Below are 15,590 nucleotides of genomic sequence, written 5' to 3'. Positions count from 1 at the left end.
TCAATTGCGCATGACGGGTTTTCATCGGGAAGCTCGATCCCGGTTCCAGGCAACCATGGTAGCACCACGATCATGATGACGGGATCCAACGCCCCCAAGGTATTGATCGTCGGCGCCGGGCCCACCGGCCTGACCCTGGGCATCAACCTGCTGCGCGCCGGCGTGCCCTGCCGGATCATCGACCGGCAGGAGGAACGCTCCGAGCACTCCCGGGCCCTGGGGCTGCATGCCCGCAGCCTGGAGATTTTCGATGCCATGGGCGTGCTGGACGCGGTGCTCGCCGAGGGGCGGCCCTTGTCCATGATCCGCGTGCATGGCGAAAAAGGGCCGCTCATGGACCTGGATTTCGGCGCGCTGGCCTCGCCGTTTCCCTATCTGCTGTGCTGCCCGCAACCACGCCTTGAAGTGATTCTGGAGCGGCGCTACCGGCGCCTGGGCGGCGACCTGTGGCGTGGCGCCGAGCTGCTGCAGGCGCAACAGGATGGCTCCGGCGTCACCGCCGTGGTGCGCCATGACGGCGACGAAGTGGCCATTGGCACGCAACTGATGGTGGGCGCCGACGGCGCCCACTCCAAGGTCCGGGAGCTGCTCGGCCTGCCGTTCGAAGGCCATGACTATCGGGAGCATTTCCTGCTTGCCGATGTGGACTGGGCACCCAACCTGGCCGACGACGCTTTCCACGGCTTCCTGCTCGCCGACGGCAACCTGGCGGCGATACCCATGCCCGATGGCTGGCGCCTGGTGATCAGCGAAAACGGCGAGCCGGACGAGGAGGCCGGCGAACCCACCCTGGAGGATTTTCACGAACGCCTGCGCGCCGCCCTGGGGCCGGAGACGCCGCTGCCGGAGCAGGCCCGCTGGCTGAGCCGCTTCACCATCCAGCGGCGGTTGGTGAGCCACTACCGGCGCAACCGTATCCTGCTCGCCGGCGATGCCTGCCATGTGCAGAGCCCGCTGGGCGCCCAGGGCATGAACACCGGCATCGCCGACGCTTTCAATCTGGCCTGGAAACTGGTGCTGTTCTGCCGGGGTAGGGGCGGCGGCGCGCTACTGGACAGCTACCAGCGCGAGCGCCGGCCGGTGGCCGAGGACATGCTGCGCGGCGTGGATGCTCTGTCGCGGGCTTCCCTGGTGCGCGCCCGGGCGCTGCGCGGCGCCCGTGATTCCCTGCTGCGTCTGGCCGGTGGCCGGCCACAGCTGGCTCGCCGGCTGGTGCGCCGGGCCAGCCAGCTGGACGTGCATTACCGCCATTCACCGCTGGTGGAGGCGGGCCCGGACGCCGAGGTGGGCCGCCGCCGCCAGGGCCCGCTGCCCGGTGACCGGGTGCCGGACGCCGCCCTGGTGTCGCTGCGCGACGGTGGGCCAAGGCGGGTGCAGGGGCTGCTGCGCCAGCCGCTGCACCATCTCCTGCTGCAGTTGGATGAAGCGCCGGATCACCGCACCCGGGTGATTCTGCACGCGCTGTTGTCACGGCTGCCCGACGAGTATCTCAACGAACTGCGGGTGACGCTGATCGGTCGTGGTGATCTGGAGCTGGACCCGCCCCAGGGTGCCATGGCCAAGGCGGTGCATCGCTGGCGGGACGAGCACGGCGAATTCCAGGCCGCGTTCGGACCCGGCAGCCGGCTGTGGCTGATGCGCCCGGATGGCCATCTGGCCTACCGGGCGCCGCTCACCGACGCGGATTATCTGCTTGCCTATCTGGAGCGCATGCTGCGCGGGGTCTGAGCCGCGCGGGTAGGAAGATGGGTGGTTATCGCGACTGAAGTCGCTCCTACAGCGGGCCGCATCGGCGGTAGGAGCGACTTCAGTCGCGAAGCCTCAGCCGCGCTTGCGCAGCGCTCCGGCCAGCGCCAGCGCCAGGGCCGCCAAACCCAGGGTGCCGCCACCACCACCGCCGCCGCCACCACCGCTATCGGTGTCGGTGGTGGCGGAATAGGACAACGCCACCGCGTCCTGATTGTTGTCGGTGGGGAAGTCGCCGCCGTTGGCGTCCACGCTCAGCCCCAGGGTGCCGTTCTCGGCGGTGCCGGTGGCCAGGGTCAGGGTGAAGTCGGTGCTTTCGCCGGGGGCCAGATTCCCGGGGCTGCACACCGTGTCGCAGGGCACCGAGCTGTCGCGCACGGTGGTGCCGGCCGGCAGGGACAGGCTCACCGCCACCTGGCTGGCGGCGGCGCCGTTCACGGTGGTCAGGTTGCTCACCGTCACCCGTACCCGCGCCACGCCCTGGCCGTCGCCGTCGCGGCTGGCCTCGGTGACCTGGCCGCTGACCGACAGGTCCGCCTGGTCGGAGAAAATCAGCGTCAGTTCGTGGCGATTGTTCTTGCTGCGGTATTCTTCCTGGTCGGCGCCGGCGTCCAGCGTCAGGGTGGCCCGGGCCGGCGTGGCCAGGCCGTCGTAGCGGGCGGTCAGCTCCACCTGCTCGGCGCGGTTGATAAGTGTGGTGCCCAGGGTGTTGGAGGAGGTGTAGCAGGTGTTGTTCAGCAGCGTGCAGCTTTGCCCGTCCAGGCGCACGTCCAGATCACCGCCACCGCTGACCGCGATGTTGGCGCCGGTGACGCTGTTGCTCTGGCCGCGGTTGGCCAGGGTCAGGGTGCGCGAGAGGGTGCCCGCCGCCGCCGTGTACAGCCGCTCGCCGGTATTCTCCAGAGCCAGGTCCACGAGCGGGTCGCCGGCATCGGCGGTGGCTGCTTCCACGAAGCCGATCTGGCTGCTCAGTTTGGTGTACACCGACGGCAATTCGTCGGCGCAGTTGACCTGACCATAGCTGGTCAGGCCGACCACATAGGGATCGCTGTCCTGGCCGATGAACAGCGGGCCGCCGCTGTCGCCGATGCAGGTATCCTGCTGCTGGCCGTCCGGCGGGTTCAGTTCATCGGCGCACACCATGGTGGCGGTATTGAAGTTGCCGCTGCCCCACTGGGCCAGGCAGCTGTCGGTGCGCACATAGTCCAGTTGCACTTCCTGAAGCCGGGACGCCGGGGTGTCGCCGCCGGGCTGGGTAACGCCCCAGCCGAGGGCGGTCAGCGCCTCGTCCCGTTCGGCGGCGGCTCGATTCTGCAGATCCTGGAACTGGGCATCCCCGATCAGGCTGGGGCGCTCGCTCATGGTCGGGCCGTTAATGCGCACCAGGGCGATGTCGTTGTCGAACTCGCGACCCTGGGTGCGCCGGAAACCGCTCGGAATATACAGCGCGGTACCGGTGTAGGCGGTGCCACCGTCCAGGAACACGCTGCCGAGCCGTACCTGCACATCGCCGGCGGTCACGCTTTGGTCGTTTTCGTTCACCACGCAGTGGCCGGCGGTGACGACCCAGTTCCGGGCCAGATGGGTGCCGCCGCACAGCCCCACTTGGCTGCTGGCGGAGAAAAATATGTCGACCTGGGCCATCCAGGGCCACTGCCCCTGTTGGGCGTCGTCGCCGCCGATGATGCGGGGGGCGGCGGTCTGGGCCCAGAGCGGCGTGCACAGCAAGGAGAGAAGGACGGGCGTCCAACGAATCATGGGTTTCCCCCGGTCATTGTTGTCCACCCGAGCATACGCCAACGGCGCGATGAAAAAGTGAGGAAACCGTTACCGTTTGGTTAAGGCCTTCACCATCAGGCCAGGGGCGTGGCGTGAGCCAGCCAGTGCCCGTCGTCCGGCCGGGTGCGCGGCATCGCGGTCTGCAGGTGGTGCAGCACCTGCTCCAGGGCGGCGTTGGCACTGTGCAGGGTGAGCAGGGCGGCGCGCAGCCCGGGCCGCGAACCGCGCAGGTCGGCGAGCAACTGCTCGGCGGCGCCGGTGGCGGTACACGGCAGCAGCAGGGCCAGGTGCTCCTCATCGTAGCGGGCGACGATATCGCTGCGCCGCAGCCGTTGGGCCACCGCGTCCGCCAGGGCGTTGAGGTCGTCGTCGTGCACCAGCACCAGAGTCAGCGGCGAGGACAGCCGATCGTGCAGGGGAATCAACCAGCCGGCGGTGCTGGACAGGGCGGCGCGGCTGATGAAGCCGGTCTGCGGATCACGCCAGGCATTCTCCACCGACTGCCGGGCCAGTACCTGATTGCGCCAGATCATCAGGCCGAAATACAGCATGCACACGGTGAGCGCCGCCAGCAGAAACAGGCTGGCGGAGGCCGCCGGGTTGAGCAGCGCGCCGCTGTCATCCCCATAGCCCAGACGGATCGGCATGACGATGGCCAGCACCACCTCGGCGGCGGCCAGCATGATCAGGAAACGTCGCAGCCCGTACAGCAGCCCGTTGCTGAGCACCGCCAGAAACAACAGCGCCATGGTCGGCGGTGGCTGACCGGCGTCGATCAGAATCACCACGCCCAGGATCACCACATCCAGCCCGGAGGCGAGCAGGGTGGCATGGGGGACGCGTGCCAGCAGGAACAGCAGCTGCAGCCCCAGATAACTGCCGGCCAGCACCCAGGGCGTCACCGCCGGCAGGGCGAAAAAGAAGCCGTCGGAATGATTGAAGTAGATCACCGCGAGAACGGCGAACAGTGCTCTGGCGACATATTGAAGGATGATCACGCCCTGTTCCGTGGACATGCGGCTTGGGGTTTCCATGAAGCTGTTTCCTCGATCCGATCCGCGCTATGTTGCGTCAGCCCCGCCATGGAATAAAGATATCCGGTGGACCCTTGTTGTAAAAAAGCGCTTCATCGAAGCGCTTCATAGAGAGTGACTATGGATCAGGACCCACACGCGCCATTGCGCGATGACGTTCGCCTGCTGGGCGAGGAACTGGGCGCGGTGCTGCGCGAGCAAGCCGGCGAGCGGTTGTTCGACACCGTGGAAACGATTCGCCAGGCGGCGGTGGAAAGCCGCTCCCAGGGTGAGGTGGAACTGACGCGCCTGCGCGAACTGCTCGGGCCCCTGGACGACGCCACCCTGCTGGAAGTGGCGCGCGCCTTCAGTCAGTTCCTCAACCTGGCCAACATCGCCGAGCAGCATCACCGCGAGCGCCTGCACCGGCGCCACGAACGTTACCCCGGCGACCCGGACACCGACCAGGGCCTGCGTCAGGTGCTGGCGGAGCTGAAAAAACAGGGTGTTTCCCCGGAGCGCATCCAGGAAACCCTGGCGCCGCTGTCCGTGGAACTGGTGCTCACCGCCCACCCCACCGAGGTGACCCGGCGCACCCTGATCCGCAAATACGATCAGATGGCGGACCTGCTCGCCGAACGGGACCGGCCGGACCTCACCACCGAGGAAGAGCATGGCCTGCGCCAGCGCCTGCGCGAACTGATCCTGTCCGCCTGGAGCACCGACGAAATCCGCCGCGAGCGGCCCACCCCGGTGGACGAAGCCAAGTGGGGTTTCGCGGTGATCGAGCAGTCCCTGTGGCGGGCGGTACCGCGCGCCATGCGTGACGTGGAAGCGGAGCTGGCGGTGGCCGGTCTGGACGCGCCGCCATCCGCCTGGGTGCCGATGCGCTTCGCCTCCTGGATGGGCGGTGACCGGGACGGCAATCCCAATGTCACCGCCTCGGTGACCCGGGAAGTGCTGCTGCTGGCCCGCTGGATGGCCGCCGACCTGTATCTGCGCGACGTGGAAAACCTGCTCGCGGATTTGTCCATGCACCGCGCCAGCGAGGAGTTGCTGGCCCGCACCGGCCCCAGCCATGAACCCTACCGGGTGGTGCTGCGCGATGTGCGCGACCGCCTCAAGATCACCCGCCGGCGTATGGAGGCCCTGGTGGAGGGGAGCCCGGTACCCGACGGCGAGGGCTTCATCGAGGGCCGGCAGTTGCTTGACGAGCTGCTGCTCATCGATCGTTCCCTGCGTGCCGTGGGTCTGGCGGCCATCGCCGACGGTGAGCTCAAGGATACCCTGCGCCGCCTCAACTGCTTCGGTATCACGCTGCTGTGTCTGGACATCCGCCAGGAATCCACCCGCCACACCGCCGCTCTGGATGCCATCACCCGCTATCTGGGCCTGGGCGGCTACGGCGACTGGGACGAGGATCAGAAGCAGGCCTTCCTGCTCAGCGAACTGGAAAGCCGTCGCCCGTTGATCGACGAGGCGTTCTACCGCTCCGATCTGTGCGACGGCGACGTGCGCGAGGTGCTGGACACCTGCAAGGTGATCGCCGAGCAGGGCCCGGAAGGCCTGGGCGCCTATGTGATTTCCATGGCCCGGGGGCCGTCCGATGTGCTGGCGGTAATGCTGCTGCAGAAGATTGCCGGAGTGCGCCACCCGATGCGCGTGGTGCCCTTGTTCGAAACCCTGGACGACCTGGACAATGCCGGCGACACCGTGACCGCCCTGCTCGGCATCCCGCTCTATAAACAGCGGGTGGTGGACGGTCAGGAAGTGATGATCGGCTACTCCGATTCCGCCAAGGACGCCGGTTTCCTGGGCGCCGCCTGGGCCCAGTTCCGCGCCCAGGAAAAACTCACCGGCCTGTTCCGTGACCATGGCGTGCCGCTGACCCTGTTCCACGGTCGGGGCGGCTCCATCTCCCGGGGGGGCTCACCGACCCGTATGGCGCTGCTGTCGCAGCCGCCAGGCTCGGTGGCCGGGCGCATCCGTGTTACCGAGCAGGGTGAGGTGATCCGCTTCAAGTACGGTCGTCCCTCGGTGGCCGCCTACAACCTGGAGCAGTACCTGGCCGCCACCCTGGAGGCCACGCTGCTGCCGCCCGGTGAGCCCGAGGATGCCTGGCGCGAACGTATGCAAGCGCTTACCGATGTGTCCGTGGACGGCTACCGCCAGGTGGTGCGGGACGACCCGGCTCTGGTCGGCTACCTGCGCACCGTTACCCCGGAAACCGAACTCAGCCGGCTCGCTCTGGGCAGCCGTCCGGCGCGCCGCAAACCCGGCGGTGGCGTGGAAACCCTGCGCGCCATCCCCTGGGTGTTCGCCTGGACCCAGATCCGCCTGATGCTGCCCGCCTGGCTGGGTACCGGCGCCGCCCTGGAAGCGGCCCTGGACAGCCCGGAGGAAACCGCCACGGTGCGGGCCATGGCCGAGCAATGGCCGTTCTTCCAGGGCGTCATCGACATGCTGGAGATGGTGCTCGCCAAAGCCGATCCGCGGGTGGCCGCCTGGTACGAGGAGCGCCTCACCGACGACCCGGACCTCAAGCGTCTGGGCGATACCCTGCGCCAGCGCCTGGCCGCCAGCGTGGACGCCCTGCACCGGCTCACCGGCCGCGACGACCTGTTGGTCAACAACCCGGTGATGCGCTGGTCGATCCGCGTGCGTGACCCCTACACCGACCCACTGCATCTGTTGCAAGCGGAGCTGATGGCCCGTCTGCGTGACCGCGACGGAGACGACACCCTGGAAAGCGCCCTCATGGTGACCATCGCCGGCATCGCCGCCGGCATGCGCAACACCGGCTGAGTATCGCGGCTGAAGCCGCCCCTGCCGCGTGTATCGGGCGGCGGCGGGAGCGGCTTGAGGCGCGATCGATCAAGGCCCGCCGGCCACGAATCAAGGATTCCGTCGCGCCGCGAACCAGACCAGCAGCGCCTGCGGCACGGCCAGCACCCAGTCCACCACCAGTAGGACGGAGAAGTGCTGGCCGGTGGCGCGCAGGGTCTGCTCGATCTCCAGCGTCTGCATGCCCTCCAGCCAGGGCCTGCCGAGACCGCCAGCGCCGACCACGGCGTTGGCCATGATCAACCCGCTGATTACCATCAAGGCGGTGCGGCCGGCACGCACCGCGCTTAACGGCAGGCTACGCGGCCCGCCGGCACGGGTGGCGCCGCTGGCGGTGAGCCACAGGCCGGCGGTGAACCCCGCCTGCGGCATCAGCCAGGCGGTGGCTTTCTCGCCGATGCCCAGCAGCGCCAGACCGAACACCGGCAGAGCCACCAGCCAGCCGATCAGCAGCGTCCGCCAGGGCACCATCGCCAGAGCGGCGGCCACCGCCGGTCGCCGGGCCGGCCCGCGTCCCAGCAACCAGCCCGGCAACAGGCCCACCAGGGCGCCCAGCAGCACGCCGGGCACCGCCATCAACAAATAACCGAATTGGGCGGCCACCGCCGCGTCCCATTGGAACAGGCCGCCGAACAGCGCCGGCAGGGCGGACGAAAAGGAATACATTCGGGTCCTCCATAAAAGGCGGAAAGAAAACGGGGCATCGTGCCGGATTCGGTCGGCCGGGCCAATCGGCGGCGGCGCGCTGGCAGAACCATGGGGTTGCGGTAGGCTGGTGAAAAAAACACCACTCAAGGAGCGACCATGAACGCCAAGGACCCTCACCTGACCCACGTCACCCTGCCGGATGGCCACCGCATGCGTGCCCGCTGGTTTGTGCCCCAACAGCCTAACGGGCTGAATGCTGCGGTGATCGTGATCCACGATATCTTCGGTTTCAGCGACGACCAGGCGCGCATTGCCCGGCGTCTGGCGGATAACGGCTACCCGGTGCTGGCGCCGGATCTCTACGATCGCGCCGGGGCCCGCTCACTGTGCGTGGTTCGCACCCTTCGTGACCACGAACTCGGTCACGGCGCGGCCTTCGAGCAGCTTGAGGCCTGCCGCCTCTGGCTGCTGGAGCAGGACCAACAGCCGGTGACCAAGGTTGCGATGATGGGGTTCTGCATGGGCGGACGCTTCGCGCTGCTTTACGCCGCCCGGGGTGGCCTCCGGGTGGTGGCGCCGTTCTACGGTGGCGTGCCGCGCAAGGCCACGGCATTGACCGGCATCTGCCCAGTGGTGGGCGGTTGGGGGAAACAGGATCTGGTTTATGGCGGGCACGGTGAACGCCTGGCCCGGCACCTCTCCGAGCTGGGTGTGCCCCACGATGTCAAAACCTATCCCGACGCGGGCCACTCCTTCATGAATGATCACCAGACCTTTGTTTTCAAGCGCCTGTCCGGCTACAGCCCCCTTCGCGCCTACCATGAGCCGAACGCCGCCGAGGATAGCTGGCGACGGGTACTGCGGTTCTTTCAGCAAACCCTGGAAGAAAAATAAACACATGTACACATTGTGGCGAGTCAATGGCCTCGGTATCAGATTTGGTGATTAAAAGAAGGTTTATTAGATATTAGTTACGTCCCCTTTTTGCGTGAGCAACATGTTAATCAGAAAAAGGGGACGGACATATTTTAAAAGTGCTGTAACTAATTTATTTCGCAGGGTTTTGCGGCTAGACTATCGTCCAATAATAAAGCGTTATTAGAGGGATAGCATGCCGAGGAAGAGGCGCGTTGTTCTTCCGGGTTACCCCCACCATATACTTCACCGGGGCCATAATCGCCAGGCTGTATTCAAGGAAGAAGAGGACTACCTTAAATATCTGGCGGACGTAAAAGAACTAAAACATAGTTTCGGGGTTGATGTTTACGCATGGTGTTTGTTGCCCGAAGAAGTTCACTTGCTGATTAATCCCGGGCCCGACGAAGGGGCTCTTGGGAGTTTCATGAAATCACTGGCGGCCCGCATGACCCGGCATCGCAACCGGCGTGAGGAGCGGCGCGGCACCCTGTGGGAAAGCCGTTATCGTTCCAGCCCGGTTCAACCGAGCTGGCTGTTGGCCTGTGATCGGTATCTGGAGCAACTGCCGGTGCGTCTAGGCAGGGCCCGGAGCGTGGAGTGGTATCCCTGGAGCAGCTACTCGGAGCGCATGCAGCGGGGTGCCAAGCCGATTCTGGATCTGGACCCGGATTACCTGGCTCTGGCGGACGATGAGCTGCATCGCCGTATTATCTATGAACGTTACGCGCAACAGACTCCCAAGGCTTCGGAAACGGCTTTGATTCACGATGCCGTGGAGCGCAATCAGCTCACCGGCGACCCCGGCTTCACCGATGAGGTGGAAGCCCTGACCGGCCATCGTGTCAGTAACCGGGGCCGCGGGCGGCCACGCCGCCGCCGCGACTAACATCGACACACCCTACCGGGTGAAATACAACCCATTCAGGTTTGAACATAAAGGGAAAGCCGGTTGTCCGGCCCGTTCCGGATATGGATTTTAATCGGTTTTAAAGCGTTACTCAGAGCTGGTTTAACGCCAGCGCCGCCACCAGGGCGTTCTTTTTTTCAGGCCGACATGGGCGCCGTCGCAATGGGGCGGGCGGCTGGTGGCGCCACACCCGCAAAACAGCACGATCTCTTCCTTGGTGGCACTGTAAGGCACCCGGTCGCTTGCCGGGCAGCGCTCATCGGTGCAGAAGGGCGCCGCGTCGCTGTGCCCGCAGGCGCACCAGTAGCGGGTTTCGCCGGGCTGCATTCTGACCGGTTGCGGGTAGCGCGGCTCCGCCGCGGCTTCATCTCTCATTTTTATTCCTTCCCAAAAGGGCGTCCTGATCGTGGGCCCGCCCGTAAGCCCGGAGGCGCGAGGTGCTTCCAAAGGCTCCCAGGCTGTCGCGGGATGGTCATGTTTTTGTCACCGCGCGGCAACCGGCGGCTCCCAGACTGGCCGGAAAATAATGTTGGGAGCCCGTTATGCTTGCGCAAGCCGCTGGAAGGATCAAAGCCCTGCGTCCGCCGTTCCGACCCAGAAACCGGCCCAGGGACGCGGAGGAGGGCAGTCGCTTCAGTGCCTACTTTACCCGGTCGCGGCGGGAGATCCTCAAGGTGCAACGGTTGCGTTACCGGATTTTTTCCCAGGAGTACGGCGCCAGTTTCAGCGCCCCCTTCGGCCTGGACCGGGACCGTTTCGACCGCCATTGCCTGCACCTGGTGGTGCGTGACAACCGCACCGGCGAGCTGGTCGGTTACACCCGCGTGCTACCCGGTGACCGGGTGGCGCGCACCGGCGGTTTCTATTCCGCCAGTGAGTTCCACATGCCGTTGGTGGACACGCTCTCTGGCGGCGTGGCGGAAATCGGTCGCACCTGCATTCACCCGGACCATCGCGGCGGGGCCGTGATCACGGTACTGTGGGCCCGGTTGGCCCGCTACATGCTCGAGAACGAGGTGCGCTATCTGATCGGCTGCGCCAGCATTGCCCTCGGCGAGGACTACAACGTGGCGGCCATTGACCAGCGTATTCGCGAGGACCATCTGGCGCCCGCCGGGTTGCGGGTCACACCCCGCTGCCGGCTGGCGCCGATGCCCGGCGACGCGGTGGCCGCCAAGGTTAGGATGCCGCCGCTACTGAAGGCATATTTGCGCATGGGCGCCCGGGTGTGTGGCGAGCCATGCTGGGACCCGGCATTCAATTGCCTGGATTACTTCATCCTGATGGAGGTGGACCGCCTGCCGGCCCGCTATGTGCAGCACTTTCTGCAGACCGGCCAGGCCGGGGTGGCGGAGCGCGCGGTCGCGATGGTATGAACGAACGGGACTGGTCCCTGGAGGGCGCGGCGCAAGGCCGCCCGCTGATACTGGCCCGCCGTCTGTGGCGGGCCGTACGCATTGTCGGCCATCTGATCGCCGGGGTGGTGGAGGCGGCCTGGCGGCGCGCCGCCCGCGACCCTCATCGACCGGAGATCCTGCTTGCCAAGCAGCGCTGGTGCCTGCGCTTGCTGGCGATCATGGGCGTCGAACTGCGCGTCCATGGGGCGCTGCGTGGTGGCCCGCTGTTCCTGGTGGCCAACCACGTCTCCTGGCTGGATATCCCGGTGATCGCGGCGGCCCGGCCCTGCCACTTTCTGTCCAAGGCGGAGGTGGCGCGGTGGCCGGTGATCGGCTGGCTGGCGCGTTCCGTGGGCACCCTGTTCATTCGTCGCGGCGCCGGTGAATCCCGGCTCAAGGCCGGGGAAATCCGCGAGCACCTTGGCCTTGGGCGCGCCATCCTGGTGTTCCCGGAAGGCACCACCACGGACGGCGCAAGCGTGCGTCGTTTCTTCCCCCAGCTGTTCGCCGCCGCCGAGGGCATGCCGGTGCAGACGGTGGCGCTGCGTTACCGGGACGCCGTCGGGCGGGCGGACCCGGCCCTGGCCTTCATCGACGATGATGAACTGCACCACCATCTGTGGCGCCTGCTGGGCCGCGAACGCATCGTCGTGGACCTCACCTTCGGCCCGCCGGTGCCCGCCGCCGAACCCCGCGAACGGGCCCGCCTGGCCCGCGAACAGATCATCGCCGGCCTCGGTTGAAACCCGCGCCACGCCCGAATCGCGACGAACCGTTTTTTTGCTACCATGAGCCCCGTTTCGTCCACCATGAGGAAGGCCCGTGACCCGAGCCAGTGACTTGAAGAAAGCCGATGTGATCGAGCACAACGGCGGCCTGTTCGTGATCCGCCAGATCGATGTCCAATCCCCCTCCGCCCGGGGCGCCGCCACCCTCTACCGGGTACGCGCGCAACAGGTAGGCGGTGGCTCCAAATTCGAAGAGCGCTTCAAAGGCGACGACGATGTCCCCACGGTGTCGCTGGTGCGCCGACCGGTGCATTTCTCCTACCTCGACGGCGACGACTATGTGTTCATGGACGATGAGGATTTCTCCCAGTACCCGATCAAGGGTGACGACATCGCCGACGAACTGGCCTTCATCACCGAGGATGGCGACGGCCTGCTGGCCCTGCGCGTGGGTGAAACGGTCATCGGCCTGGAGCTGCCCGCCTCGGTGGTGCTCACCATCACCGAAACGGCGCCGGCCATGAAGGCGGCCTCGGCCAGCGCCCGCACCAAGCCCGCCACCCTGGAAACCGGCCTGGTGGTGCAGGTGCCGGAGTACCTGCAGGAAGGCGAGAAGGTGCGCATCAATACCGCGGAACGGAAATTCATGTCCCGGGCGTAAAGATGGAGACAGGATTCAGGATAAAGGATACAGCGGGTATCGTGCCGTGCCGCGCCAAAAGCCGTGCCCGCGCTCGCGGGGCCGGCAGCGCGGGGGGCGCTGCTCTCCGTCATGCCGGCAGGCGCCTCACGCTGTACCCTGTAGCCTGCATCTTGTATCTGCTTTTATCCGGTTGCCAGCTTGGCTACTACGGCCAGGCGGTGAAGGGGCATTTCAGCCTGATGCATCAGCGCGAGCCGGTGGAGCGGGTGGTGGCCGATCCGGACACGCCGGCTCCGGTGCGCCAACAACTGATCCTGGCCGAGGACGTATTGCGCTTCGCCGACCGCGACATGGCACTGCCCGCCGATGGGGTGTACCGCGGCTATGTTCACCTGGATCGCGATGCGGTGGTGTGGAACGTGATGGCGGCGCCGCGTTTTTCCTTCGAGCCGAAGACCTGGTGCTTTCCGTTCGTCGGGTGCCTCAGCTATCGCGGTTATTTTCAGGAACAGGCGGCCCGCGAGGAAGCCGACAAACTGGCCGGCGAGGGGTGGGATACCTATGTGGGCGGCGCCATCGCCTATTCCACCCTGGGCTGGTTCGACGATCCTCTGACCACGCCCATGATCAATCGCTCCGGTCCGGCGCTGGTGGAACTGCTGCTCCACGAACTGGTACACCGGCGCCTGTACATCGCCGACCATACCCGCTTCAACGAATCCCTGGCCACCATGGTGGCCAGGGAGGGCACTCTGCGTTATCTGGCCCACCATGACCTGACCGTGGATCTGGACCGCTGGCGGCGCCGGGACCGTGCCAGGGATGCGTTCCTGGATCTGGTGGGTGATACCCGCGATAAACTGGCCGCCCTGTACGCCGGGGAGCTGCCCCCGGACACCATGGCGGCACGCAAGGCGGCCCTGATCGAGGAATTGCGCCGCGCCTTCCGTGCCCGTGCCGAGGCGGTGCCGGGCCTGGACGCCTACGGCGGGTTCTTCGAGGGCACGCTGAACAATGCCCGCCTTAACGGAGTCCATGATTATTACGGCCTGGTGGGGGACTTCCAGAAAATACTGCTAAGCTGCGGCGGGCAGTGGCCTTGCTTCTGGGAGCGGGTGGACGCGCTGGCCGAGGAGCTTGAGTGAGCGTCGCGACCGAAGGCATTCCCTCCGCGCGCCGTACCCAACCCGTAGGAGCGGCTGGAGCCGCGATTCACAACGAGGAAACCCATGCGGGAACTGGTCCGTATCAATAACGCCTCCCTGGCTAAACGTCTGGCCGACCTGTTGGCGCGGCGCGGCATCGACACGCGCACCGAGGAACGGGACGGGCACTACACCCTGTTTCTCCTCGACGCCGCCCGCCAGGACGAGGCCCGGGAACTGGCCCGTGAGTTTCTTAATAACCCGCTGGCCGGCAAGTGGCAGGATGACGCCTGGCAGGCCAGCGAACCGGTCACCGGGCTGCCCCGGGAGCGGGTGTTCTCCGGTGGCTGGTTCGCCAGCCTGGGGCCGGTGACCCGCACCGGGCTGATTGCCTGCGTGCTGATCTTTCTTTCTCCCTATGTGATCGGGCCGGGGCTCTACGAAGCGCTGATGTTCCCGGACACGGTGCAGGGGCTGGCGGCCCAGCCCTGGCGGCTGCTGACGCCCATGCTGCTGCACTTCTCGGTGTTGCACATCATCTTCAACCTGCTGTGGTGGTGCGACCTGGGGCGCCTGATCGAGCGTTTCCAGTCCAGCCTTCAACTGCTGGCCATCACCCTGGTGGTGGCGGCGATTTCCAACTTCGCGCAGTACCTCGATACGGGCCCGCGTTTTGGTGGTCTGTCCGGTGTGGTGTATGGCCTGCTGGGCTATCTGTGGCTGTATGGCAAGGTCAATCCGGCGGCCGGGTATCAATTGCGCAAGGAGATTGTGGTATTGATGCTGGTCTGGCTGGTGATCTGCTACGTGGGCCTGTCCGGCGTGGTCGCCAACACCGCCCACCTGACCGGTTTGCTCAGTGGCGGCGCGCTCGGCGTGCTGGTCGGTTTGTACCGTCGCATGCGCTATTATCGCCGCTGACGTGGGGTCGCGGCTGAAGCCGCGACAGGGCGCGCAACGAATGGAGAGAGGTTTGAAGCAACGGACAATTGCCATCGCGGCGCTGGCTGGCCTGACCCTTGCTCTGCAGGGCTGTGGCCTGGCCCGGGTCGGCGACAGTCTGGGTCAGGGTGTGCGCCAGAACGGCGATCTGGCCACGGTGGAAGCGGGTCTGCCCAGTTATCTGCTGATGATCGACGGCCTGATCGTCAACTGGCCGGAGCGTGAATCCCTGCTCGCCACCGGCGCCGACCTCTACGGTGCCTACGCCGGTCTGTTCGTGGACGATCCGCGACGGGCCGCCCGCCTCAATGCCAAGGCCCTGGACTATGGTCTGCGCGCCGCTTGCGCCCACGATCACGCCTACTGCCGGGCCCGGGAGATGGACGTGCCGGCGCTGGAGACCCTGGTAGCCGGGGCCGACAAGGGAGACGTGCCGGCGCTGTTCACCCTGGGCGCCGCCTGGGCCGGCTACATCCAGACCCACTCCGACGATTGGAACGCGGTGGCCGAGCTGTCCCGGGTGCGCCTGCTCATGGAGCGGGTGGTGGTCCTGGACGAAGGCTATCAGCACGGCCAGGCACACATGTACCTGGGGGTGCTCAACAGCCTGCTGCCAGCCACCCTGGGCGGTCAGCCGGAGCAGGCCCGCGAGCACTTCCTGCGTGCCATTGCGTTGTCCGACGGCGACAACCTGCTGGCCCGGGTGTTCTACGCCGAGCACTACGCGCGCCTGGTATTCGACCGCGAACTGCACGACCGGCAACTGCGCCAGGTGCTGGACGCCGACGTGGACGTGGCCGACCTCACCTTGCAGAATGCCTACGCCAAGCGCGAGGCGCGTCGGCTGCTGGACAGCGCCGACGAGTATTTCTAGGAGACA

At 66.5% G+C, this 15,590-nt stretch carries 14 protein-coding genes; 10 read left to right on the top strand and 4 right to left on the bottom strand.

Annotation, left to right across the window (positions count from 1 at the left end):
* Positions 1-72: 72 nt before the first annotated feature.
* The gene (locus tag JF515_RS14020; protein ID WP_203105082.1) at positions 73-1,728 is read left to right on the top strand and encodes an FAD-dependent monooxygenase; all 1,656 of its coding nucleotides are present in this window, start codon (positions 73-75) and stop codon (positions 1,726-1,728) included.
* A gap of 93 nt (positions 1,729-1,821) precedes the next feature.
* On the opposite strand, the gene JF515_RS14015 is transcribed toward JF515_RS14020, so the two are convergent.
* Positions 1,822-3,504: a trypsin-like serine protease gene (locus tag JF515_RS14015; RefSeq protein ID WP_203105081.1), complete on the bottom strand. Its 1,683-nt coding sequence runs from the start codon at positions 3,502-3,504 to the stop codon at positions 1,822-1,824.
* 95 nt (positions 3,505-3,599) lie between these two features.
* Positions 3,600-4,559, bottom strand: a complete 960-nt coding sequence (locus JF515_RS14010) for a GGDEF domain-containing protein (protein WP_203105080.1) — start codon at positions 4,557-4,559, stop codon at positions 3,600-3,602.
* 120 nt (positions 4,560-4,679) lie between these two features.
* Here JF515_RS14010 and ppc point away from each other — a divergent pair, with 120 nt between their 5' ends.
* Positions 4,680-7,343 carry a phosphoenolpyruvate carboxylase gene (gene ppc / locus JF515_RS14005; RefSeq protein ID WP_203105079.1) on the top strand — a complete coding sequence of 888 codons (2,664 nt, stop codon included), beginning with the start codon at positions 4,680-4,682 and terminating at the stop codon, positions 7,341-7,343.
* Positions 7,344-7,433: 90 nt separating this feature from the next.
* Here ppc and JF515_RS14000 read toward each other — a convergent pair whose 3' ends face one another.
* Entirely contained in the window at positions 7,434-8,048 is a 615-nt protein-coding gene (locus JF515_RS14000; RefSeq protein WP_203105078.1) for a hypothetical protein, read from the bottom strand.
* A 138-nt stretch (positions 8,049-8,186) separates the two neighbouring features.
* Between JF515_RS14000 and JF515_RS13995 the strand changes: the two genes are divergently transcribed.
* A complete protein-coding gene (locus JF515_RS13995; RefSeq protein ID WP_203105077.1) occupies positions 8,187-8,924 on the top strand; it encodes a dienelactone hydrolase family protein in 738 nt (245 codons plus the stop codon).
* 217 nt (positions 8,925-9,141) lie between these two features.
* Positions 9,142-9,834: a transposase gene (locus JF515_RS13990; RefSeq protein WP_203105076.1), complete on the top strand. Its 693-nt coding sequence runs from the start codon at positions 9,142-9,144 to the stop codon at positions 9,832-9,834.
* A gap of 123 nt (positions 9,835-9,957) precedes the next feature.
* On the opposite strand, the gene JF515_RS13985 is transcribed toward JF515_RS13990, so the two are convergent.
* Complete coding sequence (locus JF515_RS13985) at positions 9,958-10,230, bottom strand: CDGSH iron-sulfur domain-containing protein (protein ID WP_203105075.1); 273 nt, start codon at positions 10,228-10,230, stop codon at positions 9,958-9,960.
* 167 nt (positions 10,231-10,397) lie between these two features.
* Here JF515_RS13985 and JF515_RS13980 point away from each other — a divergent pair, with 167 nt between their 5' ends.
* The 6 genes from JF515_RS13980 to JF515_RS13955 all read left to right on the top strand — a co-directional run bounded on the left by JF515_RS13980 (position 10,398) and on the right by JF515_RS13955 (position 15,584).
* Complete coding sequence (locus JF515_RS13980) at positions 10,398-11,231, top strand: GNAT family N-acetyltransferase (RefSeq protein WP_203105074.1); 834 nt, start codon at positions 10,398-10,400, stop codon at positions 11,229-11,231.
* Positions 11,228-11,995 carry a lysophospholipid acyltransferase family protein gene (locus JF515_RS13975; RefSeq protein ID WP_203105073.1) on the top strand — a complete coding sequence of 256 codons (768 nt, stop codon included), beginning with the start codon at positions 11,228-11,230 and terminating at the stop codon, positions 11,993-11,995. Before JF515_RS13980 ends, JF515_RS13975 begins: the two co-directional genes overlap by 4 nt.
* A gap of 79 nt (positions 11,996-12,074) precedes the next feature.
* The gene (gene yeiP, locus JF515_RS13970; protein ID WP_203105072.1) at positions 12,075-12,641 is read left to right on the top strand and encodes an elongation factor P-like protein EfpL; all 567 of its coding nucleotides are present in this window, start codon (positions 12,075-12,077) and stop codon (positions 12,639-12,641) included.
* Between the two features lie 152 nt (positions 12,642-12,793).
* Positions 12,794-13,768, top strand: a complete 975-nt coding sequence (locus JF515_RS13965) for an aminopeptidase (protein ID WP_238401084.1) — start codon at positions 12,794-12,796, stop codon at positions 13,766-13,768.
* 84 nt (positions 13,769-13,852) lie between these two features.
* Positions 13,853-14,689 (top strand): rhomboid family intramembrane serine protease, encoded by an 837-nt coding sequence (locus tag JF515_RS13960; protein WP_203105070.1) that lies wholly within the window; start codon positions 13,853-13,855, stop codon positions 14,687-14,689.
* A gap of 52 nt (positions 14,690-14,741) precedes the next feature.
* A complete protein-coding gene (locus tag JF515_RS13955) occupies positions 14,742-15,584 on the top strand; it encodes a TRAP transporter TatT component family protein (protein ID WP_238401083.1) in 843 nt (280 codons plus the stop codon).
* The last annotated feature ends 6 nt before the right edge of the window (positions 15,585-15,590 follow it).

Source organism: Alloalcanivorax marinus (assembly GCF_016785095.1).
GTDB lineage: Bacteria > Pseudomonadota > Gammaproteobacteria > Pseudomonadales > Alcanivoracaceae > Alloalcanivorax > Alloalcanivorax marinus_A.
Note: the sequence above shows the minus strand (reverse complement) of the source record. Positions and strands in the feature narration are given on the sequence as shown.